26 protein-coding genes are annotated in these 24,398 nt (G+C 33.5%); 7 read left to right on the plus strand and 19 right to left on the minus strand.

The window, feature by feature from the left end:
- Window positions 1-92 precede the first annotated feature (92 nt).
- Entirely contained in the window at window positions 93-1,211 is a 1,119-nt protein-coding gene (locus TZ01_RS02580) for an aminotransferase class V-fold PLP-dependent enzyme (protein WP_048101213.1), read from the minus strand.
- A gap of 2 nt (window positions 1,212-1,213) precedes the next feature.
- Complete coding sequence (locus TZ01_RS02585) at window positions 1,214-2,623, minus strand: APC family permease (RefSeq protein WP_048101214.1); 1,410 nt, start codon at window positions 2,621-2,623, stop codon at window positions 1,214-1,216.
- A 143-nt stretch (window positions 2,624-2,766) separates the two neighbouring features.
- Between TZ01_RS02585 and TZ01_RS02590 the strand changes: the two genes are divergently transcribed.
- Entirely contained in the window at window positions 2,767-3,222 is a 456-nt protein-coding gene (locus tag TZ01_RS02590; RefSeq protein WP_082180426.1) for an Lrp/AsnC family transcriptional regulator, read from the plus strand.
- Window positions 3,223-3,406: 184 nt separating this feature from the next.
- Here TZ01_RS02590 and TZ01_RS02595 read toward each other — a convergent pair whose 3' ends face one another.
- From TZ01_RS02595 to TZ01_RS02605, 3 genes are read right to left on the minus strand one after another with little or no spacing between them, the layout of a single operon-like run.
- Window positions 3,407-3,985: an NTP transferase domain-containing protein gene (locus tag TZ01_RS02595; protein WP_048101216.1), complete on the minus strand. Its 579-nt coding sequence runs from the start codon at window positions 3,983-3,985 to the stop codon at window positions 3,407-3,409.
- A gap of 31 nt (window positions 3,986-4,016) precedes the next feature.
- A complete protein-coding gene (locus TZ01_RS02600) occupies window positions 4,017-5,210 on the minus strand; it encodes a (Fe-S)-binding protein (RefSeq protein WP_048101217.1) in 1,194 nt (397 codons plus the stop codon).
- Window positions 5,203-6,606, minus strand: a complete 1,404-nt coding sequence (locus TZ01_RS02605; RefSeq protein ID WP_048101218.1) for an FAD-binding oxidoreductase — start codon at window positions 6,604-6,606, stop codon at window positions 5,203-5,205. The genes TZ01_RS02600 and TZ01_RS02605 overlap by 8 nt, the downstream gene beginning before the upstream one ends.
- Before the next feature lie 251 nt (window positions 6,607-6,857).
- Here TZ01_RS02605 and TZ01_RS02610 point away from each other — a divergent pair, with 251 nt between their 5' ends.
- Complete coding sequence (locus TZ01_RS02610) at window positions 6,858-7,328, plus strand: peroxiredoxin (RefSeq protein WP_048101219.1); 471 nt, start codon at window positions 6,858-6,860, stop codon at window positions 7,326-7,328.
- A gap of 4 nt (window positions 7,329-7,332) precedes the next feature.
- Here TZ01_RS02610 and TZ01_RS02615 read toward each other — a convergent pair whose 3' ends face one another.
- On the minus strand, window positions 7,333-7,944 hold the full coding sequence (locus TZ01_RS02615; RefSeq protein ID WP_048101220.1) for a peroxiredoxin: 612 nt from the start codon (window positions 7,942-7,944) through the stop codon (window positions 7,333-7,335).
- A 172-nt stretch (window positions 7,945-8,116) separates the two neighbouring features.
- Here TZ01_RS02615 and TZ01_RS02620 point away from each other — a divergent pair, with 172 nt between their 5' ends.
- Window positions 8,117-8,356: a hypothetical protein gene (locus TZ01_RS02620; protein ID WP_048101221.1), complete on the plus strand. Its 240-nt coding sequence runs from the start codon at window positions 8,117-8,119 to the stop codon at window positions 8,354-8,356.
- Here TZ01_RS02620 and TZ01_RS02625 read toward each other — a convergent pair.
- On the minus strand, window positions 8,353-9,567 hold the full coding sequence (locus tag TZ01_RS02625; protein ID WP_048101222.1) for a CaiB/BaiF CoA-transferase family protein: 1,215 nt from the start codon (window positions 9,565-9,567) through the stop codon (window positions 8,353-8,355). The two genes, TZ01_RS02620 and TZ01_RS02625, sit on opposite strands and share 4 nt — an antisense overlap.
- A gap of 186 nt (window positions 9,568-9,753) precedes the next feature.
- On the opposite strand from TZ01_RS02625, the gene TZ01_RS02630 reads away from it, so the two are divergent.
- Window positions 9,754-11,133 (plus strand): MFS transporter, encoded by a 1,380-nt coding sequence (locus tag TZ01_RS02630; protein ID WP_048101223.1) that lies wholly within the window; start codon window positions 9,754-9,756, stop codon window positions 11,131-11,133.
- 52 nt (window positions 11,134-11,185) lie between these two features.
- Window positions 11,186-12,364, plus strand: coding sequence for an acyl-CoA dehydrogenase family protein (locus tag TZ01_RS02635; RefSeq protein WP_048101224.1), 1,179 nt, complete (start codon window positions 11,186-11,188; stop codon window positions 12,362-12,364).
- On the opposite strand, the gene TZ01_RS02640 is transcribed toward TZ01_RS02635, so the two are convergent.
- The 12 genes from TZ01_RS02640 to TZ01_RS02695 all read right to left on the minus strand — a co-directional run bounded on the left by TZ01_RS02640 (window position 12,361) and on the right by TZ01_RS02695 (window position 21,793).
- The gene (locus tag TZ01_RS02640; RefSeq protein ID WP_048101225.1) at window positions 12,361-13,773 is read right to left on the minus strand and encodes an acetyl-CoA hydrolase/transferase C-terminal domain-containing protein; all 1,413 of its coding nucleotides are present in this window, start codon (window positions 13,771-13,773) and stop codon (window positions 12,361-12,363) included. The two genes, TZ01_RS02635 and TZ01_RS02640, sit on opposite strands and share 4 nt — an antisense overlap.
- Before the next feature lie 32 nt (window positions 13,774-13,805).
- Complete coding sequence (locus TZ01_RS02645; RefSeq protein WP_048101226.1) at window positions 13,806-14,624, minus strand: CoA ester lyase; 819 nt, start codon at window positions 14,622-14,624, stop codon at window positions 13,806-13,808.
- Window positions 14,625-14,628: 4 nt separating this feature from the next.
- Complete coding sequence (locus tag TZ01_RS02650) at window positions 14,629-15,096, minus strand: MaoC family dehydratase (protein ID WP_048101227.1); 468 nt, start codon at window positions 15,094-15,096, stop codon at window positions 14,629-14,631.
- A 117-nt stretch (window positions 15,097-15,213) separates the two neighbouring features.
- Window positions 15,214-15,753: a hypothetical protein gene (locus TZ01_RS02655; protein WP_052656700.1), complete on the minus strand. Its 540-nt coding sequence runs from the start codon at window positions 15,751-15,753 to the stop codon at window positions 15,214-15,216.
- Window positions 15,750-16,340 (minus strand): hypothetical protein, encoded by a 591-nt coding sequence (locus TZ01_RS02660; protein WP_052656701.1) that lies wholly within the window; start codon window positions 16,338-16,340, stop codon window positions 15,750-15,752. The genes TZ01_RS02655 and TZ01_RS02660 overlap by 4 nt, the downstream gene beginning before the upstream one ends.
- 72 nt (window positions 16,341-16,412) lie before the next feature.
- Complete coding sequence (locus TZ01_RS02665; protein WP_048101228.1) at window positions 16,413-17,483, minus strand: cobalt-precorrin-5B (C(1))-methyltransferase; 1,071 nt, start codon at window positions 17,481-17,483, stop codon at window positions 16,413-16,415.
- Window positions 17,461-18,063, minus strand: a complete 603-nt coding sequence (locus tag TZ01_RS02670) for a precorrin-8X methylmutase (RefSeq protein ID WP_048101229.1) — start codon at window positions 18,061-18,063, stop codon at window positions 17,461-17,463. The genes TZ01_RS02665 and TZ01_RS02670 overlap by 23 nt, the downstream gene beginning before the upstream one ends.
- On the minus strand, window positions 18,041-18,793 hold the full coding sequence (gene cobK / locus TZ01_RS02675) for a precorrin-6A reductase (protein WP_048101230.1): 753 nt from the start codon (window positions 18,791-18,793) through the stop codon (window positions 18,041-18,043). Before cobK ends, TZ01_RS02670 begins: the two co-directional genes overlap by 23 nt.
- Before the next feature lie 13 nt (window positions 18,794-18,806).
- Window positions 18,807-19,220, minus strand: a complete 414-nt coding sequence (locus tag TZ01_RS02680; RefSeq protein WP_048101231.1) for a molybdenum cofactor biosynthesis protein MoaE — start codon at window positions 19,218-19,220, stop codon at window positions 18,807-18,809.
- Window positions 19,221-19,262: 42 nt separating this feature from the next.
- Complete coding sequence (locus TZ01_RS02685) at window positions 19,263-20,618, minus strand: APC family permease (RefSeq protein WP_048101232.1); 1,356 nt, start codon at window positions 20,616-20,618, stop codon at window positions 19,263-19,265.
- Between the two features lie 12 nt (window positions 20,619-20,630).
- Window positions 20,631-21,209, minus strand: coding sequence for a class I SAM-dependent methyltransferase (locus TZ01_RS02690; protein ID WP_048101374.1), 579 nt, complete (start codon window positions 21,207-21,209; stop codon window positions 20,631-20,633).
- 35 nt (window positions 21,210-21,244) lie between these two features.
- Window positions 21,245-21,793, minus strand: a complete 549-nt coding sequence (locus TZ01_RS02695; RefSeq protein WP_048101233.1) for a TetR/AcrR family transcriptional regulator — start codon at window positions 21,791-21,793, stop codon at window positions 21,245-21,247.
- Between the two features lie 119 nt (window positions 21,794-21,912).
- Between TZ01_RS02695 and TZ01_RS02700 the strand changes: the two genes are divergently transcribed.
- On the plus strand, window positions 21,913-23,127 hold the full coding sequence (locus TZ01_RS02700; RefSeq protein WP_048101234.1) for an MFS transporter: 1,215 nt from the start codon (window positions 21,913-21,915) through the stop codon (window positions 23,125-23,127).
- 63 nt (window positions 23,128-23,190) lie between these two features.
- Window positions 23,191-24,387: an MFS transporter gene (locus tag TZ01_RS02705; protein ID WP_048101235.1), complete on the plus strand. Its 1,197-nt coding sequence runs from the start codon at window positions 23,191-23,193 to the stop codon at window positions 24,385-24,387.
- The last annotated feature ends 11 nt before the right edge of the window (window positions 24,388-24,398 follow it).

Below are 24,398 nucleotides of genomic sequence, written 5' to 3' on the forward strand. Positions count from 1 at the left end.
TTACCATTTAAAAATATTGAAGTTTTGTCCATTATATTAGAATATTTATAAACTTTAAATTCACAGTTAAAATAAGGGTTGAAAAATATAACCTACATAAAAAACTCATTTTTAATAGCGTTTATTGCATCATCTATTTCATTAAAAGTATTGTAAAAGTGTGGTGAGATCCTCAGGGATTCAGCACGTGCAGAGGTTATAATATTATATTTCTTTTTTAAAATATATTCTGCCTCTGCAGGATTTTTCAATGGTATTGCTATTATATTTGCCGATTCTATTGGTGTTGCCAGTTTAATATTGTATTTTTCTAGCCTTTCCTTTGCATAATTAAATAATTTTCTATCCTCATTTTCAACATCATTATAATTCTTTAATATACATCTCATGCCTTCTATTGATGCATATATGGCTGGCATTCCCCATGTGCCATTTTCAAACCTTCTTGCACCTGAGGCATAATTAATATCTTCAGCTCCAAATTGTGCAGGATCCCTTTGAGAAAACCAGCCTATATTGGTGGGAGTTAGCTCATCACTAATTTTTGGATTTACATATAAAAATGCAACTCCAGAAACACCAAGTAGCCATTTCAGGTTTCCAGAGGCGAGAAAGTCTATTTTTTCATTTTGAACATTAATATTCAACGCCCCGAGGGATTGATAATCATCAACGTATATGTACGAGTTATTTTCATGAGCTATTTTGGCAATTTCACTTACATTTTGCATAAATCCATTAAGAGACGATACATGTATTGCAGTGACAAGGGTGGTGCTGTCATTTACTGCTTTTTCATATTCATTAATTTTAATAATTCCATTCTTATTTTTTATTGTTTTTATTTCAAGTCCATATTTTTTGTATGCCTGAAGAATAAAATTTGTGGTTGGGAATTCTAAATCGCTGGTTACTATATTGTTATTTCTTTTAAATGTAAATGAGCTCATCACTGCATCCAATGCAGAAGAGACTGAATATAGTACTGCAACATCATTAGCATTGGCGTGTATTATATCTGCAAAGAGTTTTCTGGCCTCATTTACCTTTTCCACCCACATATTCCAAGGATTTCCAAATGTTATAACATCGTCTGTATATTTTTCTAATGCATATTTTACACTTTTAAGCATTGGTGATTTGGAACATGCTGCAAGATGGTCAATTTTATCAAGGCCATAAAATAAATTTCTTATATTTTCTTTATTCATTGTTATTCCTCCTTAAAATCTAATTTTAGTTTATATTTTTTCCCAGCGTATATGTATAAAATGGCACATATGGCATAGGCAAGAATCACAAATGGACCCAGATCTATGGGAAATGTGAGTGATGAGATGGAATAATAAATTGCAAGAGCAACTATTACTGTTGATATTGATGGCATAATAATATGGGTTGATATCTTTTTTAATGTTTTTTCTCCCTCATTTTTAAATTTGGAATACAGAGAAAAATTAAGCATCACATGAATTATTAATGTTGTTACAGTACTTACTGTTGCAAAAAATAGGAAATCGTCAAAAAATCCATTAAAAAAGCCACCCTCAACATAATAAAAAATCATTGAAGATAAGCCCGATAGAACAAAGAATATAATAATTATGTATATTAATGCAACATGGGGCGATTTATTTTTATTATGGACTGTGGATAAACGTGATGATATTAGTCCATCTCTTGCCATAGCATATATATTTCTAGAAAGTGCTGTTGCCATTGTAACAAATAGTGGATAGACAACAAAGAAATTTAATAAAAAGAATATGCCATTTGGCACAGATCCAAATTTTGATATTATTATGAATCCTGGGAAGATACTATTGCTGAAAGATGCCATATTATTTAATCCCCACCCAGCAACCATTGCATAGGAGCCGAGAAGATATATTGAACCCATAATTAGGATTATTGCCAACACAGCCATTCCTATTGATTTTCTTGGTGCTTTTGCCTCCTCACCTAAAGGAACTATTGACCCAAATCCTGCAAAAGAAAGGTAGCTCCCCGTTATAAATCCAAGGAATACTCCTTTTATACCAATATTATACGTCGTAAATGGTATTGCACCGATTTTTGGTGAAGATATTATTATGATAATTGATATTGTAACCACAAAAATAATCTGAATCATATTTACAACAATTTGAGATTTATAAGATGGTTTTATACCTTTATAAACTACATAAAACGCAGGTATAGAAATCAAAACAATGTAAATATAGCTAATGTAATCTGGTATGCTTATGCTTGTTATATACCCAAGTGTAGGAGAAAACGTTAGTATGTAATAACCTAGAATAAAAAGTAAGTTCGCAAATTCATAAAGTATGTAAAGAAATGCAGCAAATGATCCAGCAATATGACCAAGGCCATCACCTATATATCCGTAATATCCTCTGGCACTGGCCATCTTTTTAGAATACTGGTATATTGAATTTCCTGCAAGCAATGATGCCAAAAGGCCTATTATAAAGGATAATGGAGTTGCACCAAGTGCAAAAGCAGCAGCACCTAAAATAGAACCCCCAAATATACCTATTGGTGAAAGTTGACCCATTCCCTGAAAAATAAGGCCACTTGTACTGACTGAGTTCTTATTTAATATATTCATTTTTTCCATGATAAAAATAAAAATTAGTTTATATTTAAATGTTAAGAAAATAATTGAATAAATAATTTAATAAAATAAAAATATTACTTGATAATTTTATAAAAAATTTAAAAAAAAAGATATTTTTTTAAATAATATTGAATTAATTGTTTATGCAACACGAAATTTCCTCCATTGATAGAATGGTCATAAAAATATTGATACGAAACAGTAGAATATCTGTAAAGGATATATCAAGGCAACTTGGCATTTCCCAGCCAACAGTAAAAAAAAGAATAACTCAAATGCTGGATTCTGGTATTATACAAAACTTTGCCTGCAATATAGATATGGCTAAATTTGGATACAATCTTACATTTATAACCATGGTACGTATTGTAAATGCAAATAATTCAGAAAAAATAGCATACAAGCTTATGAAAATAAGTTCAATTTCATCGGTAGATATGATAACAGGAGAATATGATTTGATTCTAAGAGGATATGCAAAGAACCAGGATGATCTTTATTACATACTTTCTAAAATTCAATCCATTGAAGGTATAGATCATCTTTTCACTAATATAGTTATAAAATCACTTGGTAATAAAACAGTTATACCTGAATGATAAAAATTAGGCTCATTAATATTACCTTAATAAGATATATAATTATAAATTATCTATTTTATTTTAACATTAAACATTTTATATGCTTTTCAGGTGTAACTATATTTTGATTAAACAACTATGAGTTAAGGATTCAAACACGATCATTATTAAGTAATTGTTTGTTACTGCAACACCTTAAAAATCAATTTTTAAATATTTTTTTTAAATCCTCCTTTGTATCGACATCTAAAAGTGCATTATTATCAATCTCCACCCTGATTATGTCTTCTGGATGGTTTCTTAGAATAAATCGGCCTCCAACATCACCTTTAAGATTTAATAGGTCATTAAAATATTTAGATGAAAATATTGCAGGATTTACAGGAATTCCAGAATTATATGCACTTACAATGCCCGCATCATTCTGGCTGTATATATTAATCATCCTGTTAATTATGTTTTGATCTATTAATGGGGAATCCCCCAGAAGTATCATAACACCATCGATGTTATTTTCTACTTTTCTTAATCCGGCTGCTATTGATGTTGACATTCCGTTTTTATAATCATAATTGATGGCAATCTTGAACCCATTTAGATTAAGAACACTGTAATTTACAGCAGGATTAAAAACAATAATTTTTTCATATAACAATGAATTCCTGGCATTCTCAATTGTATATTCTATAAGCATTTTACCATTGATTTTGTAAAATAATTTGTTTTCACCAAATCTTCTTGATTCCCCTGAGGCAAGTATTATACCAGATACCCTTTTCATAAATCATAATGAATAAATGCAATAATAATGTTTATTTTATTAATTTAATCATGAAATCAGAAAAATCGATTACATTTTCGTCATATGAAAGATTATTGTAGCATAGCGGGCATATTGTAATAATCTTGCCAGCTGTTTGCTTCAAGTTATTATACCTTTTATATGAAACTTCCGATGCTATTTCTGGGAATAATAGTTCATCTGGGCCACCACAGCAGGATGTAAGGTTTTCCGGCTCATTTAGTTTAACATTAGCAGATTTTTTAAGTATATCAAGGGCCCTGTAATTATTTTTATGAAGTACAATATGGCATGGCTGCTGCACAGTTATTTCCTCACTGGTTTTTTCAAAGTTCATGTTAATTAAATCTGTATAATAATAAATTTCAAGGTCATAATTTTTTATGTATTCCGGATAAATATTTTTCATCAAATCATATGTATGCGGGTCTATGCATATTATTTTTTTAACATTCAATTTTTTAAGTTTATTATAAACATTATTTGCATATTTTTTAAATTCATTTATATAGCCAAGGTCATAAAGAAACATTCCTGGATAATCCTCATCTTCGCGAAGGTAATTAAATTTTACACCGGACATTTTTAACAACCTTACAATATTCCTTAAATTATTTTCCATTTTATTCTTCATATTAATGTCATAGAAATGCCTTGAGAGTTTTATTAAATCAGGATGCCTTGATATTAACCTTGAAAATGCATTAAATAGATTTCTATCAAAATATTTTCTTACATAATTTATGAATTTCGTATATGCCATAAGCTGGTACATATCACCTGTGAAAAGAATTGTATCTGACTCATCAAAATTTATTGATGATGCCCATTCTGCGGATTCCATATTTAATCCCAGGGGATTTCTGAATCTAAGTATTGTTTCCTTAATCATGTCCGCTATGTCCACCCTGTTACCATTAATATGCTTCTCTGCAATTTCCTCCTTCATTAAATGGCTTAACTCTCCAGCGTTAACGCCTGCAGGGCACACCTGAAGGCAGGCAAAGCAGTCAAGGCATGAATAAAAGGAATCTGAAATTTGGAGCTCTTCCCCTGTATTTATTGCAAACTGTGCAAGAATGATCCTTCCCCTGGCACCCTTTATTGAATTGTAACCTGCTGCAGGAAGTGTTGGGCATACAGATTCACAGAAACCACATTTTATGCATTCATCAGTAATTTTTAGAATCTGATTTTTAGTCATAAAATATCTTACCCCTGTTCATTATATTCTCCGGGTCAAATACTGCCTTAATCCTCTTCATTAATTCCAGTGAATAAAGGGAATTTCTTTCCTTATACTCCTCGTATAGAAGTTTATTTTTTTCAGTACCTATCCCATGTTCTGCTGATACACATCCCTTATGCCTTATGGCTGCCATGGCAATTTCCATCTGTAATTTTTCAACCTTTTCAAGTCCGGTTTTTGTGTTATCTGCAAATATATTTGCATGTATATTGCCATCCCCAATATGACCAAAAAGGCTTACATTTATCTTCATTTTGTCCACAGCATTTTTAATCTCCTTCAGTGTGGCAGGCAGTTCTGAGGCGGGAACTATGACATCGCCTATTATTACTATTTCATTTTTCTTCTCACGCTGGTTGAGCAGTGCTGAATAGGCACCCTTTCTGGCCTTATATATTTCATCCATTGTTTTTTGATCCATTATTGTTAAAACATCCTTTGTGTAATTTTTGATAATTTTTTCCACATTTTCAATTTTTCCTTTAAGGGAGGCCTCAGTTGAATCGATATCAACCATTAGCATGAACTGTGTGTAGTCCGGTATTTTTATGTTTAACTTATCCCTTATGGAATTAATGGTTTTTAAATCCATAAATTCGGCAATTAATGGCGTAATACCCGCATTCTTTACAGCGCTAAGGGCGGAACCAACATCATAAATATCATTGTAAAATGACAGTATTCTGCCATATTTTTCAGGAAGTGGCTCAATTTTTAATATAGCCTCTGTTAGAACACCGAGAGTGCCCTCGCTGCCTATAATAAGTGCAGTAAGATCATATCCAGCACTCCTTTTTAATGTATATTCTCCAGTTCTTATAATTTCACCCGTGGCCGTCACAAATTCAGTGCCAAGAACCCATTCCTTTGTTGCACCGTATCTTACTGCCCTGAGCCCACCGGCATTGGTTGAAATGGTGCCACCAACAGTTGATGCCTTTGAACTGGCGGGATCAGGTGGATAGAAAAATCCGTATTTGTTTAAATATTCATTTAGGTTATCAAGCCTTACCCCTGGCTGGCATACAACATATCTGCTTGCTATGTTTAATTCCAGTATTTTATCCATCTTCATGGTATTTATTATAATGCCATTATAATTGGTGACACTTGATCCTGTTAGTGATGTTCCACCACTTCTAACCGTTACATCAATTTTATATTTAGTACATAATTTTAATACTCTAGAAATCTGATCTGAATTCTCAGGTATAATTACAAGCTCTGGTATCCTTCCGGGCATATAAGAGGCGTCATTTTTATAGGGTATTTTTTCCTCAAGGTTCTGGAGAACATTATTTTCTCCTGCCGCCTGCCTAATTTCATTTAAAATGTCATTATTTATATTCATTACAATGATAATATTTTTATATTTATAAACTTGCTTTATCTGATAAATATATAATTAAATTTTATTAATATGTTATCTAATGATTAATAGAGTTTAAGGCCCTTGCTATCTGTATAATTATAAAAAATCTAAGCATAAGGTAAAAAAAATAAAATTATCCACCATAATTTCTATTTGGGAATTATTTTATTTTGCTTTAATTAATTATTTCAAATACATTATATTTTTATATTCATATATATTAAAATATCATGGTAGATGTTGGTGAGAAAGCACCGGATTTTGAAGCGCCTGACACTGGATTAAAAATGAGGAAACTGTCTGATTTTAAGGGAAATACAGTGGTTCTTGCATTTTTCCCTGGGGCATTTACATCTGTATGCACAAAGGAAATGTGCACATTCAGGGATTCAATGGCAAATTTTAACAGATTTAAGGCAAAGGTAATAGGCATAAGCGTTGACTCTCCATTTTCATTGAAGGAATTTGCAGAAAAAAACAAACTTCAGTTTGATCTTTTAAGTGATTCCGGAAGGGAAATATCCAAAAAGTATGGGGCCCTTTATGATAGCTTTTTGAACATAAAAAATCTGTCGGCGTCAAAAAGATCTGTATTTGTTATAGACAAGGATGGGATTATAAGGTATAAATGGGTTAGTGAGGATGCCTCAAAGGAGCCTGATTATAAAAAAATAGAGGAGGAAATATCAAAATTAAATTAAATTTTTAAACCTCCTGGTATTTAAGATACCAAACCTTTTCTCCGCTGTTTATCCTCTTATATGCATCCTCAAGTGTGGACGGCTGTGGTACTATACCCCTATCCCCTGGATTCCAGTTCACTGGAGTGGCTAGTTTTTTATCCCAGTTCAGCTGCAGGGCCCTAAGGCTTCTTAGGATTTCGTTTATATTCCTTCCAGTTTCAGCCGGATAATATATCATCCAGCGGACTATGCCGTTGGGGTCTATTATAAATACACCCCTAACCGTGTTGCCTGCCTTTTCATCTATGAGATTATATTGGCTAGCAACCTCCTTATTTATGTCTGCTATCACCGGGAATGGAATATCTACACCAAATTTTTCCTTTATGTCTTTCAGCCATTCTATGTGACTCTGCAGGCTATCAACGCTTAGACCTATTAGAACTGCATTTAACTTTTTAAACTCATCATATCTTTCCGCAAATCCCATAAATTCTGTGGTGCACACCGGCGTGAAATCAGCAGGGTGTGAAAACAGAACAATCCATTTACCACGGAAGTCAGATAGAGCCAGCGGTCCCTTGGTTGTATTAACAACAAACTCTGGTGCCTTATCACCAAGCTTAACGGCCATATTAATCACCGTATTATATATTATAAATTAAAATAATAATATATTGAAACATGCAAAAATTGCATTAATAAAAATTATTATATATTGAATTCGTTATTTTAATAACATTTATGATAATTTTGTAATAATATTTGTAACATATTATTTTTATTTCCTGTGGCTTTATTCATTTATGATCATAGAGGATTACAGAAGAATAACATGTGGTGGTGATCCTTTCAATTATCTTATCGGCTCACTTAAGGGTTTATATTTTGATATATATACAAACGACGAGGTTAAGTTAATTCTGGATTCGAATAGGTTCAATTATGACATTGAAAAATTTATAAAAATACTGGATTATACTGGTTTTAATCTTATTGAATATAAAAAGAATGAGGATATTGAACTCCGAATCAGGAAAATCTAGATTTTTATTATGCCAAGTGAGGTTAATTTTTTTATCTCATCCTGACTGTACCCAAGTTTATAAAGTATTTCATATGTATTTTCTCCATTACTTGGGGATGGTCTTTCTATTTTAAAATATTTATTATTTAGTTTAAACGGCACTGGTTGGATTTTCAATTTACGACCACTTTCATTTATAACCTGAAATGGATTTATTGCACTCGTTTGCCCATCTTTTAATACCTCACTTACATCTTTTACCCTTGCACACGGAACCTTGTATCTTTTTAATAAATCCATCCAGTATCTACTTGTATTTTTAATAAACACTGATCCAAGCAGGCGGTTTAATTTTTTTCTATGTCTGACCCTTTCCCTGTTTGTTATGTAGTCTGGATTATTTTTAAGTTCCGGCATTCCAATTGCCTCGGAAAGCCTTGAAAAAAGATTATCGTTGGAAATTCCTATGACAATATATCCATCTCTAGCCAAAAAGGCACCATAAGGTGCAAAGGACATATGCTCACTTCCAGCCCTTTTGGGTATTTTTTTTGTTATTTGATATGATTCTATATAGTAATTCATCCAGTAAAGTCCAGTCTCATAAAGTGATGTAGTTACCTCCATTCCCTTGCCTGTTCTTTCACGATAAATAACTGCACCAAGTATCCCCATGGCAAGCCACATGGCAGAACCCACATCAAGAACTGAAACGGCCACCCTTGCCGGCTTTCCAGCTCTGGCACCATTCACACTCATTATACCAGTTTCAGCCTGTATGATTGCATCGTATCCTGGATTGTTCATTAATGGACCTGTGTTTCCATATGACCTTATTGATGCATATATAATTTTATCATTAATTTTTTTAATATTTTCATATCCAAGACCCAAAGAATTAACAGTATCCGTGCGAAAATTTTCCACAATAATATCAGAATTTATTATAATTTTATTCAGTATCTTGCGTCCCTCTCTGGTTTTTATGTTTACCGCCAGGGATTTTTTACCCCTGTTAATTGCAATAAAATATGCAGATTTATCTCCAATCGAGGGTTCCATGGATCTTGAATCATCACCGCCTGGAAGTTTCTCAATCTTTATTACGTTTGCACCAAGGTCGCTTAAAATTGCTGTTGCACTGGGACCAGATATATTGGTTGTAAAATCCAGTACATTATATCCATTCAATATCTTTTCTGCATATTCATTATCAAAATTTGAAGGCATGAATTATAAATTTTTAAGCACAATAAATATTTAATGTTAATTTATTATTTTATTATGTATTTTTTTATTACTTAATATTATACAGTAAGAATAAATAACGAATAAATTAAATAAATATAGTAAATTTTAATTATAATAATTTATTCCTTTTAAATATGTTTAAATATATCATAAAATTAATATTTTATGGCAGCAAATAATAAAGAGTTTGAAGCCAAATCTATAATAGCAAGAATGCAGAGAATAGATAAATGGCCACTACCACCATCTTTTCTAGCAATAATAGCCATTGGTTATTTTTTCACCTTTTATGATGTTACCGATATAGGATTTGCCATGCCAGCAATAGCCCCACAGTTTCATTTAACAGGTTCCGAAAGCCTGTTTCTTGCACTATCCATAGGTCTTATAGGATATGTTATAGGATCCTTTATAATTGGATATCTTTCAGACAGGTATGGAAGGTATCCCATGTTAATACTAACCATGGCTTTAATGGCACTTGGTTCCTTTGGAGATGCCGCATCCCTAAATCTTGACATGCTTATAATCTTCAGGTTTATTACAGGCCTTGGCCTCGGTGCAGATTTAAATCTAATTCCTGCATATATTGGCGAATTTGCACCTGCAGACAGACGCGGGCATCTTGCACAGATAACATTTTTCCTTGGTATTCTTGGTCAGGCTGTCACACCTTTTGTGGCACTTGCAATTGTGCCGCCATTCTATTTTGGATGGAGGCTTTTATTCTTTATTGGCGGTTTAATAGCAGTCATTGCTGTAATTTTAAGGGCCCAGCTTCCAAGATCTCCCAGATGGCTTGTAAGCCATGGCGAGCTGAATAAGGCTGATGACGTTGTATCCCATTTTGAGCAGTACTTAAAACAAAAGGGTGAGGAGCTTCCTGCTCTTACTGATGATGAAATAAATAAAATAAACGTTAAAACAGAAACGACGAGGCTATCATTTTATTATTTATGGCAAAAGCCATACAGATTAAGAATGCTTGTTTTTGGGCTATGGTGGGGTCTGTGGTACATTGGAAACTATGCATTTCTTGGAGATGCTGCAACAATACTTTCAGATTCAGGCATTTCACTGGCAAGCTCAATCCTTTATCTGGCCATAGGTGCAATTGGATATCCTGTTGGTGCATTATCGTCTTGGGTTATATCTGATAAAATAGAGAGGAAATACATAGTCTTTATAGGATCAATTTTATGGCTGATTGGCATGGTTATATTTGGTAGCAGAATAAATTCAATAGCACTTATTTCTGGAAGCTTCATAGCATCCTATTCACTGGCCTTTTTAATCGGCATAGCATACATGTACACATCCGAAAGCTACCCTACGAGGGCACGTACATCAGGTTTCGCCATGGGAGATGGGCTTGGGCATATAGGTGGGGCAATTGGTGCTCTTTATCTTCCACTATGGGTTGCCCAGATAGGTTTCTTTGGTGGTTTCACATTTATAGGCATAACAACATTTATAGCTGGAATAATACTTGTTGTTGGTGGTTCCATAGCCACAAGGCAGCAGCTCGAGACAATATCAGCCTGATATATTTATTTTCTTATAGTAATACTTAAATTTATTTTTTTATTAATATTACATGGTTTTAAATTATCCAAGGGATCTTACAGAAGAACAGAATCTTCTCCTGAATTCCATCAGGGGTATGCTTGAAGAATACGGTGAAAACTACTGGGCGAAACTGGATGAGTCACATCTTTATCCAGAGGAGTTTGTGAAAAAATTTACTGAACTGGGCCTTTTTAATGTTCCAATACCAGTTGAATATGGTGGTGCCGGTCTTGGAATAAGGGAGGCATCACTTATTCTTGAGGAGATTAATGCATCAGGTGGGAATTCACAGCCCTTTCATGGCCAGTATTACATGTCATGGCTACTGTCAAAATTCGCAAGTGTGGAAATGAAAAAGAAACTTTTTCCAGCACTGGGAAGCGGGAAAATTAGAATGCAGAGCATGGGGCTTACTGAACCCGATGCAGGATCAAATACGCCTGAAATCAAAACCTTTGCAAAAAAGGATGGGAATAATTATATAATAAATGGCCAGAAAATTTTTACATCCAGAATTGAGGAATCTGATTGGATATTAATCGTTGCAAGAACCAAAAGGTATGATGATGTCCAGAAAAAAACAGATGGTATAAGCCTATTTTTGCTGGGCCCTGAACAAAAGAAAGAAATAGAATACACCAGAATTAAAACAATGTTTAATAGCCAGACATATCAGGTATTTATAAATAATATAACGGTGCCCGAAGAAAATTTAATTGGAGAGGAAAACAGGGGTTTTGGATACTTAATGCACGTGCTTAATCCCGAAAGGATCCTAATCGCATCGGAAAGCATAGGAGATATGCGATGGTTTATTGAAAAATCTGCAGGTTATGCATCATCAAGGGTGGTATTTGACAGGCCCATTGGTGAAAATCAGGGTGTGCAGTTCCCAATAGCTGATATATATGCAAAGATGCTCTCCGTATCTGCATTAAGATGGCAGGCTGCATCACTCTATGATTCCGGTGGGGATATTAAAATTGTTGGCGAGCTTGCAAATTCTGCAAAATATCTGGCATCAGAATATGCATGGCAGGCTGCCAATGTTGCCATGGATACTTATGGTGGATATGGGGTTGCTGTTGATACAGGCATAGAAAGAAAATTCAGGGAGGCAAGGTTATATAAGGTCGCGCCCATAACAAATAATCTGGTTCTATCATATCTGGGCCATAATGTGTTAAACATGCCAAAATCATATTAATTTTTATTCCATTTTATAATTTCATTTATATTATATGGTAAATGTCCGGCATTTAAGTAATTCATATACCTTAGTAATGAATCTTTAAAATTTGGGTGTACACAATTTTTTATAATCTCCACAGCTCTTTCCCTTGGGTCCTTCCAGCGAAGATCTGCAATTCCTATCTCAGTTACAACAAAATCGACGAGCATTCTTGGAATGTCAACACATGATAGCATCGGCACTATTCTGGATATTTTTCCATTCATGGCAGTGGATGGCATCACAATGGCAACATACTTACCTGAACTGCAAAAATCTATTGAACCACCCACACCATTGTATATATTTTCTCTTATGTGGGAAACATTGGCCGATCCAAAAATATCAATTTCTATTGCCTGCTGTAATACTATTACACCCAGACCTGAAATTATCTCGGGACTGTTTGTAATGTAATTTGGTCTGAGAACAATATTTCCTGAATAATCAAGATAATTTTCCATAAATTTTTTTGTGTAAACTTCCTCTCCCTGTAGTGTATAAATTGCGGATGCGCTTATGTATTTGATTTTATGTCCAATGTATTCAGTCCATCTTGCAGGTGCTATTTCGCACCATATTTTTAGGTCATTAAATGGTGATTTATCAATAAGTGAGGAGGCTATGGACCCGGCCCCAACCTGAACTGGCATGGTGTTTTTAAACTTAATCTTTTCATCAAGCATGCTCCAAATATTCTCTGCTATTGAATTGATTTCCTCTGGAGGTTTTCCGTACGAGGCTGCACTTTCTTCACTGCCATCAGAATAAATTATTGCTGCTATTTTATTTTGATTTATTCTTAACTCTCTTTTTCCTATACGGGAAATAATTTTTTTGAACTGATGCTCCCTTACCGAATTAATATCAGTTATATCATGGAGCCCCGTTAAAACAGGCTTGCTTCTGTTAATCTCTATAATTATCTTTTTTGATGCATTGCATAGGGCTGGCGTTGCATCCACTGAAAGCGAAAGTATTATACCTTTACTGTTTACTTCTGTTGCCTCAAGGACCGCAACATCTATTTTATCCATTGAATTAAGACTCAAAAGTTTTGAATACTTGTATACACTATAATCCATCATCATGGTTTTCCCGTTATTGACATCATCCCTGCTTTTTTTATCACTTAAATAATAAAAACGCCGGGATATTTCAATATTTCTCATGGCATCATCAAACGATTTTGTCATACCGCCACCAGAATAAACCTGAATTCCTTTAAAATACTGTGGATGTTCTTTAAAAATTAGCGGTATAATTTTTGGAACAGACTGCCCTCCCATGCCCCCGAATGCTATCGATTTTTTATTTTTTAATATTTTTTTAAACACATCCTCAGGGTCCATAACCTTACTCTCAAGTTTCGGCGGAATTCTCATTAATTTCACCCCTATTAAAATTTTTAATTATTTTAATGGTCCATATCTGCCTGATCCAGTATATTTCTTGCCATCCTTATATGCACCGAATCTATTAACCTTCCATCGATCCTCAGTGCACCCCGGCCCTGGGAGGCTGATTTATTATATTCTTCTATTACCATTTTTGCCCAGTTTATTTCCTCTTCTGACGGGGCATAAACGCTGTTTGCAATATCTATCTGTGTTGGATGTATAACCTGCTTTCCTGCAAAACCCAGATTTTTTGACCTTACAGCCTCATCCCTAAAGCCGTTTATATTGTTTAGATCAAAGTAAACCTTATCTATTGGTAATATGCCTGCTGATCTGGCAGCGACTGCAACGGCAGTTGCAATATATGTGTTCTGTGCATAGCCATCAATATTTCCAGAAACTGACAATGAAAAATCAGCAGCTGCCCATGAAATCATTGAAACTCCATCCTCATGTGCTATGTCATTAATTTTTGTAAAACCTTCAGCTGTTTCTATTAAGGGGATTAAAGGTATGCCAAGAAGCCTGTAAATATGTTTTATACCAGTACATGCCTTTGGGATCATAATATAATCTATTTTGGCATCAGTTTTTAATAATGAAGTTATATCATTATAAAAATAGGGTGTTTCCATTGAGTTAATTCTTATTGCAACAGCTTTTTTAATAATATTTGTTTTAAGAAATTCCAGAATATATGACCTTGCAGAATCTTTTTTATCATCCGGTACTGCGTCCTCCAGATCATATATAATTATATCTGCATTTAACCTTAGGGAATTAATAACCATTTTTTCATTATTGGCCGGAACATATAGCTGGGACCTTGTTTTCATTATATCACCATTTACTCTCTTTCTTTGGTATCATAAATGTCCTGGTGAATTCAATCACCTCCTCTGAGTTCTGGTTATATCCTGTTGTTTTAATCTTTATAATTCCGAATCCCTTTTTTGATCTTGATTCACGCTTCTCTATGACCTCAGCACTTGCATATAATGTATCACCAGCGAAAACCGGATGCATGTATTTAACTCCGTCAATTCCAAGCATAAAACCATTTTTGCTTGTGTATTCCACAACAAGGCCAACCACAACTGCTATGGTTAGCATTCCGTTTACAACAAGCCTTCCATTAAAAGGTTCTCCTGGATAATACTTTTTGGTATAATCTGCATTAAAATGGATCTGGTTATTATTATTTGTTAATAATGTAAACCATATATTATCCATATCTGTAATGGTCCGTCCAACACTGCTGGAATACCTATCCCCAACATTTATATCATCATAGTATACATCAGCCATATTTTTATAATAATAATGGATATATAATATTAATTTATGAGCATAAATTAATTTATGGTGCTTAAATCATTTATTATTTGGGCTTAAAATACTTAATATTTAGGGCTAATTTAAATTTTATAAGAAAACAACAATATACGCCATTAATGATATTATAACAACCTGTATAACCAGCTGTACTGATGCTGTTATATTTATAACCCTAAGGAATCCTGAAATTTTTGTAATACAATTTTTACTTTTATTTTCAACGTAAATTTTCATCGAGTATCTAAAAATTAGGATAAAGCTCATTAAAAACAGGATAAATGCCAGTGCAATTATGGGTATAAATAAATAATTTAATTTAAATATACCCTCTTTTAATGAAAGTATGAAGCCCAGCACCGGGGTAATAACAGATGCTGCAGGGATAAAATAAAGAGTCATTGGCAGAATCCTTACCGCGACCCTGGACCTTATATTATCATCAAGCCCGTTTAAAACTATATAAAAAATCAGACCCAGGAAAACATCTGTGCCTGTCCATATTGCACCAATTAGGACATGTATATAGTCTATTAAAAGAATATTGCCAATAAATGCCGGTATAGTAATTAATAGAAATGAAAAAATTATTGTTATGGTAAAATTTTTTAAAAGTTCCGAATTTCTCAATTAAACACCCCTGTGGCAAGGCCTGCCATGATAAAAATTATGGCTATCTGAAGAATGACCTGGCTTAATGAAAGTCTCAGGTTAAACATTGTAAGCCTTACAATTTTTTCCACATTTTTACCACCATGCAGTATCTCACTGTAAACCCTTAATTCATTGGGCAGAAATATTCCAATTCCCTGAATTAATAAGATAAAGGCGATGATTAATGCTATTATAATATATAATGACGAAAATGAAAATTTCAAAAAAATAACCAGCTCTATGCCTGCGGTGATCGTTACAGATGAAATAGCCGGCATGAAAAATAGCATTGTTGGTGTGATTCTTGTTGACAGTCTTGCCCTCTCAATATTATTAAGGCCTTTCATTACGTATGAGAAAAAAATACCCATTACCAGATCCATACCGGTCCACATGGACCCTGCAACCACATGGAAGTATTCAAGATAATAAAAATTATGAAGGTATAATATGATAACAAGCAAAACAGGTGGAATAACCAGCATTGGAAATCCTCTTAAAAAGGAATTTTTCAATGTGAATTTTTGATCAAGGGCAACCCTTTCAGCATTACTATTTATCACAGAGGTTTAAAATTTGTGATTATTTATTTTTTAATTTATATTCATAACTACATAAATAAAATATATAAAATATTAAACACCATTATCACTCCTTATTATTATTGCGTCTATTTTTAATCTGTTATTTGTGTATTCTGTTAGTCTTTGAATTATTAAATTTTTTAGATAATTAATAAATTCATTATTATAATTGATTATCTGCATAACCTCCGCAACGGTATTTGAATTGCCTATTTTTTCAATTAATTTTTTATCCATTTTTATTTTTTTTGCAATATCAGACAGAAAATTGAAATCAACGCTGCTGGAATGTGCATGAAGGTCCATGCAACCCATGGCCAGCTTGGACATTTTCCCCGGCATTCCAACTATGGTGACACTATTTGCACCCACATCCATGGCACGCTTGACAGAAAATCCGGCAAAATCACCTATTTCAATAAAGCTTTCCTCTGGATACCCATTTAAAATTTTTTTTGCCTCAGAATCACTTCTCCCACCGGTTGTAAATACAAAGTCTTTTATACTGTTTTTTATGGCCACACGTAGGGCCAAAACAATTGATGCCTTCCAGGATGATGTTGAGAAAGGTGTCACTATACCGGTAGTACCAAGTATTGATATTCCACCTATTATACCAAGCTTTGGGTTGCAGGTTCTTCTGGCCACCTCATTTCCACCTGGAGCGTATATCAGTATGCTTAACCCATTATTTATGCCATGGTCATTAAGAACCTTCATTGCAGTACCCCTTATCATCCTCATTGGAACCGGATTAATGGCGGAATTCCCGGGCCTTACCGGAAGACCCTCCCGCGTGACAACCCCGATACCCTTTCCACCAAGGATCTTTATATCTTTCCCGGGTGACATATAAACCCTTGAATATATAAAAAGTCCGGTGGTTACATCTGGATCATCACCGCCATCCTTTAGCACTGAGGCCTCTGCATAATCATTTTCCAGCCTTTTATGGCTGATTTTAAAAACAGCGTTCTTTTTGACAGGAAGTTCTATGGTAACCTCATCAGGTATGTTTCCGGTAATAAGGCCTATCAATGCCGCCTTTGTTGCAGCTGTTGCACATGCACCTGTGGTGTATCCGTATCTTAGATTTCCCTCAGGTATATCCTCTATGTACATTTTTATCACTTAAAATGGCATTTGCAATGGCAGCACCCATTGCCGATCCTCCCTTTATGCTTAAATTAGTAATAAATGGTATTTTAACTTTTAATAGTAACTGCTTGCTTTCCAGGGCAGATACAAAGCCAACTGGAACCCCTATTACCATATGGGGATTGCATTTTTTATTATTAATTTCCTCAATTATTGATATTAATGCAGTTGGGGCATCACCTATGACATAGACCGCTTCCGGCATTTCCCTGCAGGCCTTTTTAATGGCAATATATGACCTTGATATATGCATGGATTTTGATGACTCAATGACATCATCATCATTTATATGGCAGTATGTTTTATTACTGCCTATTCCGTATTTTACCATATTTATGTCTGTTACTATATTATAATTCTGGTCAAACAGGCCATCTTCAAAATTTTCGGAAAATATTATTGATCTGGCGGCATCAATATCGCCCGTGGCATGTGCTGCCCTCATTATTATTTTTGATTTTAATGAATCATCGAGCCCCATAATATTTTTTATAATGCCAAAACTTTTTGAATATATCTCTTCAGGATTCAGGATATATACCACCCTCTTTTAATATTTTTAACACATCTTTATATGTGTATGCCATATTTTTATATTTGTAATCCGGTCTTTTAATTATTATTGTTTTTATGCCAAGGTCAAGTGCAGCATTTATTTTTGGTTCCGATAAAAAGCCACTGTCCTTTGTAACCATTGTATCTATATTAAAATACTGCATAATTGAATAATTAACCATATAATTCAATTTCCCCTCAATGGCAATAATGTTTGACTGTGGTACCCCATGGTCTATAAGAGCCCTTATATTTTCAGGATCAGGTATAATCCTGAAATAATAGTTTTTACTGGCATCAATTTCATAAAATTTAACAGTTTTTATCCCTGTCGTTACAAAAATATTCCTTGAATCGTTAAGCAGATCATTAATTTCATTAAAACCGGCATAAAGCACATTTTTTGAATTAATTTTAACCGGCTTTCTCTCAAACCTTATGTGAAGCATGTTTAATTCATTTGAGACATCCAGTGCTGTTTTATGGATGCTTTCAGCAAATGGATGTGTGGCGTCTATTACCGCATTTATCTTATTATTGTTAATAAAATCAATCATATTCTGCCTGTCCAGCCTTCCATTTATATGCCTGATATTTAATGATTCAAGCTTTTTTGCCGCCTCCCCGGTTACAACAGAGCATATTAAATCATATCCTTCTGATATTAACTGCATGCAGAGCTCCCTTGAATCAGATGTGCCGTCAAAGACAAGAATCATTTAAATATCCTCCCTATAATTCAGACTTCCATTCCTCTGTTCCATCGTCATATATGTCCTTCTTCCATATTGGTGGCAGTTCCTTTATTTTATCTATAATGTATTCACAGGCCATGAATGCATCCTTTCTATGAAATGATGATACACCAATGCCTATTGAAATCTCATTGAGCCTAACATAACCCTTTCTCTGTATGACACAAACCTTATTTATATCATACATTTTTTTCGCATCGTCAATGATTTTATTGATGCTTTTTTCGGCCATGGCATCATATGATTCATAGTAAAGTGCCTTAATATTTTTTTTAGATTCGTCTGTCTTTCTCACCGTGCCAAGGAAAATTACATCGGCACCGGAATAATCGTCTTTTATTTCCCTCTGGATATCCTCAATGTTTATTGGGTCATTCTGGATTTTTATCATATGTTTACATATTGTTTTATAATATTAAAGTTTAGCAAAATATTATGTTTTATTCCTTTTAAATTCTTTTGAAAACCTCATTATCCTTCCAAATGCCCTCACCTCACTGTGCCCCGGCACTGGTTTTCCTTTATAGAATCTCGATTTCACAGCATAATAAACAACTGATACTGTTAATATTATTGACGTGATCATCAGGCTGTACAGATTTATAAAGAGTATTATTAATATTATTGTTGAAATGCCAAGAATGGGTATTATTAAAAAATAATGGCTTTTTATCATCCCATTTCCTGATGAAGTTTTTTTCAACTCATAATATAGAACAATTGCAGAAAAATTAATTATAATATATGAAATTAAAACCGAGGAATTTGATGCCTCAACTATTGTTCCAAATGAAACGAAAATAAGGAATATTATGCCAAGCAATGAAGATAATACTATTGCAATATCAGGTGTTGAAAATTTATCTATATACCCGATCTTTTCAGGAAGCTCTTTGTCACGGCCCATAGCAAATAGAACCCTTGAGGTTCCAAGTATCCCCGTGAGGGTGACGCCTGCAGTTGCGGTTACGCCACCAATAGATATGATGATATCCAGATATCTGCTTTTCAATGATGATATTGCAAGTGTTAATGGTGATGACGATGTTGAATAGGCATAATAGGGCTTAAGGCCTAATAGCACAAGGGCAACCGTAATATAGAGTATAGATGATATTATAATTGATGTTATTATGGCAAACGGAATTGTTTTTTCAGGATTGATTACCTCATCACTTATTGTTGTAACCCTTGAAAATCCAGTAAATGCAAAAAATATAAGCGCAGTGCCTGTTATTATTCCAGAATAACCATGGGGAATAAAATCATTAAAATTGGATGCACTGAACCTTGTTATTCCTGAAAAAATGAAGATTATAAGCACGGCAACATTTATAATAACAAGAACAGTTATGGTTTTTGCTGAATTTTTTATGCCTATTATATTTAATACCATAAAGGTAATAATACAAAGTATTGCAAGAATTACAGGATTATAATTCAATCCAAACAATTCATCGAAATAGCTACCAAAGCTTAAAGAAACTGCAGAAATACCTATTATATTGCCAAATGTCCACATCCACCCACCAACAAAGCCCACAGATGGCGATACAACACTTTTTGCATATTCATAAACACCACCCTCCTTGGCAACGTGCCTGGCAATTTCTGAAAAGCTTAGCCCGGTGAACATTGCAATAATGCCTGAAAATAATATGGATATGATCACTGCCGGCCCCGCCTTATAGGATGCCAGACCAATTATTACAAAGATGCCTGCACCTATGATTGCACCAAGATTAATCATTACAGCATCCTTTTTTGTTACGGTCTTTTTTAGTTGCATGTAATCACCTGATTATTTTCCTGAAACTGCCACCAGCCGATATTTAACATTATTATTTGTATAAAAATCATGAATTTTATATTTAATATGTTTAAATCCAGTATTTTTATATATATTCATTATCTCCTCAAAAGAGTAAAATTTTGCATATCTGTAAAAGCCAGCAGGATTTTTAATTATATTATTTACGTATTCACAATTTTTATCAAGTATTACTGTAATGCAATCTTTTGATACTCTTTTTGCCTCCATAATTGCCTTTTCAGGGAAATCCAGGAAACAAATTGTAACCATATTTAATGAAAAATCAAAATATTTATCAGGATATGGAATTGAATATGCTGATGCAACAAGAGCATTTATTCCACGCATTTTTGCAAGTGATACCATGGATTCTGAAATATCTATACCATATTTTATATTCAGGGCATATGCAAAGCGACCGGTGCCAACCCCTATTTCAATCCCATTGCCTTCAGGAATTACCGATCTTATAAAATTTATTTGATCATTATACTCCTTTAAATGCAGGTCATACCATTTATCATAATCCATGTAGTGTCTGTTGAAATAATCTATTTTTTCTTCCATTATTGTTAAAAATATTATATACATTATAAACCTTATTATATTTTTTCATAGTTTTCTACCAGAGTTTTCAGATAAATTTCTTCCCCTATTTCCGATGGATTTATAATGTAGCATAACAGGGCTCCAAGAAACTGCCTCACCTTAATCTCACATTTTATGCTATTATCATTGCACGTTTTTTGGGCTATTTCCCTTACAATGTTTGTACAGATATCCTTTATATTATCTGAAATTATAGGATAAACTGAACCCGAGGAAAGGGTATATAGAAATAGACTTCTCATATCGTTGCTGGCATATTTTTTAAAATAATTTTTTCCAATATTTTCCAGTAATTCAATACCTGAATATTTCATTAGCGCATCATTAATAACATCCAGGGGGAGGCTCATTTTTGCAATCTCTATAATTAAATCCTCCTTTTTCTTAAAGTACCAGAATATTAATCCCTTTGAAATTCCTGCTTTTTCTGTAATTTTCTCCATTGATGCACCGGAATATCCATATTTAGAGAATATGCTTATTGCAGACTCAATAATCTTTTTTCTTGTTTCTGAAGAACCTCTAATATCATTGTTATACATGAATATAATATAATGTTTTAATAAATAAATGTTGATAATTGTGTTTTAAAATATTAAATATATTCTGAAATTATTTGTATCATGAATAATATTATTATAATTATTTACAATTAGCTGTAATGATTTCCATTAATTCTACAATTCACAACAGGCAGGTTATTGTTGTGAGTTTATCATCGATGATGCGGTCAATTGGAATGGGCGCATCCTGGCCATTCATGGCCATATTTTTAAGTCTTTATCTTCATCTGGCTATTTATATTGTCGGCATAGTATTTACACTTCTATCCTTAATGTCAATGGTATTTAGTCTCATTGGCGGGTATCTTGCAGATTTAATGGGCAGGAAATTTACATTAATGCTGGGAAGCATTTCTGGAATTTTTATTTATCTTTTTATAGCGCTATCATTCCAGTTTAATGCATATTTAATAACAATAATATTGTTTATATTTTCCTCATTTTCAGGTTCACTGGTGTATCCATCTGCAAGTGCATTAATATCTGATGTAACCCTAAGTGATGAGCGAGAGGGTGCATATTCTGTTTACAGAATTCTATCCAACGTCGGCTGGGCCATTGGTCCATTTATTGGGTCATTAATATATAACACAGGAATTGTATATATTTTCTATTCTCTTGTCCTTGCAAGTATATTGCAGTCGGTAATTATTATATTTGTCAAAAACCCAAACACTCTCCGCAAAACAGTTAGCGGTGGCAATCCATTCATTGTCTATGACAAATACCTTTTTATTTTCAGCATAGCCACATTTTTTGTAATACTTTTATCATCACAGTTTTCAGTATCCCTGCCATTATACAGTGAAATAGTCATAAAAATTAATGTCTCATACCTTGGTTATATATATGCTGTAAACGGTCTTGTGGTGGTTATTGGCCAGTATCCATTAATAAAACTATTTTCACGCTTTGGCGATATAATTACCTTTATGGCCGGGGCATTATTCTATGCCCTTGGATATTTTATTGTGGCATTTTCAACAAATGTAATTGATTTAATGCTTGACATGGTTATTATAACCATAGGTGAAAATTTAACAACCCCAACAATAAATACTGTCATATCAAAAATGGTTTCTCATGAAAAAACCGGAAGATATATGGGATTTAATTCAATGTTCAATTCAATCGGCCGTGCCTTTGGCCCATCCATAGGGACATATATTATGTACACATTTCATTATAATGGAATAATAACATGGTCATTAATTGCAACATTTGGGATTTTTTCAGTACTTGCAATAATAATTTTTTCAGGAATGTATAAAAAATCTGGCAATACATATATAAACAGATATACAAAAACATAAATTTTATGGTAAAAATTTTTTCATATAATTAAAGAATAAATAATATATTTTAATTACACAGTAATGAAGTTCAATTACAAATTAATAATAATATTATTATTTTTCCTGCTTTCCGCATATGCAATGTATTCAATTACATTTGTTTTGGTACCTGTATCACTGTACTTCCATGTTCCTGTTTCAGTTGTGACACTTGCAATTACGCTTTCATGGATAGGTGGTGCCATAGGTGGTTTCATATTTGGTATGGTTGCCGATAAAATAGGCAGAAAAAGGGCAATAATTATATCGGTCATTATTTATTCACTGGGTACCATTTTTGCAGGTCTTATTAACAGTGTTTATGAACTTTATTTTTTATGGTTTCTCGTTGGAATGGGGGTTAACGGTGAGAATGGAATAAGCTATGCACTTGTCTCAGAGTTCGAAAATACCATGCACAGGGGAATGACAGGGGGGTTCATGCAGGGCTTATACGCCATAGGGTCCCTTCTCGGTGCCTTTTCTGCATATATAATTATAGAGGTGCTTTCATTGAATTTCAGGATATTTTTCATCGTCATAGGTGTAATAAGCATTATATCATTAATATTATACAATAAAATACCTGAATCGTCAATATGGTTAAAATATAAAAATTCAAGCAATGGGAATTACAAAATAGAAATAGGTAAAATATTTACTGGCCGGGTCCGTAATATAACAATTTTTGGTTCATTGATTTCCCTGGGGTCATTTCTTTTCATAATACCATTGTTCAGCCTTGCCCCAACAGAACTTGAAAACCTTAATGTATACAATTATTATTTTATTATAATAATAGGAACATTTGCAGCAACCATATTTTACACATTTTCAGGTTACATGTATGAGCGCAAAAATGCAAAGGATGTAATGTACCCATTTGCAGCCGCATCATTAATATTTTCATTAATTTTTATACTAATAAACGCACACGGTGGATTAAGGTTTCTAAACGAGTTATTTTTAATACTTTTATTTATGTCATCGGCCTTTTTTTCCTTTTTTGGAATATGGATAAGCAGCCTTTACCCACCCAATATAAGAGCATCCGGTGCCAATTTTACACTTCTGGTGGGCAGGTTTTTTGGCGGGGGCTTTGGACCAATAATTACAGTAATCCTTGGGAAAAATCTCGGAGTAAATATGGGAATTGTGTTATTTATTTCATCCATTATTGTCCTGGTTGGACTTGTCTTTATCAGACCGGGTTCAATGGAAAAAATTAACAATACATAAATTTAATAACA

Source organism: Acidiplasma sp. MBA-1 (genome assembly GCF_000949015.1).
GTDB classification, from domain to species: Archaea; Thermoplasmatota; Thermoplasmata; order Thermoplasmatales; family Thermoplasmataceae; genus Acidiplasma; species Acidiplasma aeolicum.

Excerpts from the sequence above, each read along its gene's own strand:
- TZ01_RS02580 (WP_048101213.1), bottom strand. The coding sequence starts at position 1,211 with ATGAATAAAGAAAATATAAGAAATTTATTTTATGGCCTTGATAAAATT.
- TZ01_RS02585 (WP_048101214.1), bottom strand. The coding sequence starts at position 2,623 with ATGGAAAAAATGAATATATTAAATAAGAACTCAGTCAGTACAAGTGGC.
- TZ01_RS02590 (WP_082180426.1), top strand. The coding sequence starts at position 2,767 with ATGCAACACGAAATTTCCTCCATTGATAGAATGGTCATAAAAATATTG.
- TZ01_RS02595 (WP_048101216.1), bottom strand. The coding sequence starts at position 3,985 with ATGAAAAGGGTATCTGGTATAATACTTGCCTCAGGGGAATCAAGAAGA.
- TZ01_RS02600 (WP_048101217.1), bottom strand. The coding sequence starts at position 5,210 with ATGACTAAAAATCAGATTCTAAAAATTACTGATGAATGCATAAAATGT.
- TZ01_RS02605 (WP_048101218.1), bottom strand. The coding sequence starts at position 6,606 with ATGAATATAAATAATGACATTTTAAATGAAATTAGGCAGGCGGCAGGA.
- TZ01_RS02610 (WP_048101219.1), top strand. The coding sequence starts at position 6,858 with ATGGTAGATGTTGGTGAGAAAGCACCGGATTTTGAAGCGCCTGACACT.
- TZ01_RS02615 (WP_048101220.1), bottom strand. The coding sequence starts at position 7,944 with ATGGCCGTTAAGCTTGGTGATAAGGCACCAGAGTTTGTTGTTAATACA.
- TZ01_RS02620 (WP_048101221.1), top strand. The coding sequence starts at position 8,117 with ATGATCATAGAGGATTACAGAAGAATAACATGTGGTGGTGATCCTTTC.
- TZ01_RS02625 (WP_048101222.1), bottom strand. The coding sequence starts at position 9,567 with ATGCCTTCAAATTTTGATAATGAATATGCAGAAAAGATATTGAATGGA.
- TZ01_RS02630 (WP_048101223.1), top strand. The coding sequence starts at position 9,754 with ATGGCAGCAAATAATAAAGAGTTTGAAGCCAAATCTATAATAGCAAGA.
- TZ01_RS02635 (WP_048101224.1), top strand. The coding sequence starts at position 11,186 with ATGGTTTTAAATTATCCAAGGGATCTTACAGAAGAACAGAATCTTCTC.
- TZ01_RS02640 (WP_048101225.1), bottom strand. The coding sequence starts at position 13,773 with ATGAGAATTCCGCCGAAACTTGAGAGTAAGGTTATGGACCCTGAGGAT.
- TZ01_RS02645 (WP_048101226.1), bottom strand. The coding sequence starts at position 14,624 with ATGAAAACAAGGTCCCAGCTATATGTTCCGGCCAATAATGAAAAAATG.
- TZ01_RS02650 (WP_048101227.1), bottom strand. The coding sequence starts at position 15,096 with ATGGCTGATGTATACTATGATGATATAAATGTTGGGGATAGGTATTCC.
- TZ01_RS02665 (WP_048101228.1), bottom strand. The coding sequence starts at position 17,483 with ATGTACATAGAGGATATACCTGAGGGAAATCTAAGATACGGATACACC.
- cobK (WP_048101230.1), bottom strand. The coding sequence starts at position 18,793 with ATGATTCTTGTCTTTGACGGCACATCTGATTCAAGGGAGCTCTGCATG.
- TZ01_RS02680 (WP_048101231.1), bottom strand. The coding sequence starts at position 19,220 with ATGATAAAAATCCAGAATGACCCAATAAACATTGAGGATATCCAGAGG.
- TZ01_RS02685 (WP_048101232.1), bottom strand. The coding sequence starts at position 20,618 with ATGCAACTAAAAAAGACCGTAACAAAAAAGGATGCTGTAATGATTAAT.
- TZ01_RS02690 (WP_048101374.1), bottom strand. The coding sequence starts at position 21,209 with ATGGAAGAAAAAATAGATTATTTCAACAGACACTACATGGATTATGAT.
- TZ01_RS02695 (WP_048101233.1), bottom strand. The coding sequence starts at position 21,793 with ATGTATAACAATGATATTAGAGGTTCTTCAGAAACAAGAAAAAAGATT.
- TZ01_RS02700 (WP_048101234.1), top strand. The coding sequence starts at position 21,913 with ATGATTTCCATTAATTCTACAATTCACAACAGGCAGGTTATTGTTGTG.
- TZ01_RS02705 (WP_048101235.1), top strand. The coding sequence starts at position 23,191 with ATGAAGTTCAATTACAAATTAATAATAATATTATTATTTTTCCTGCTT.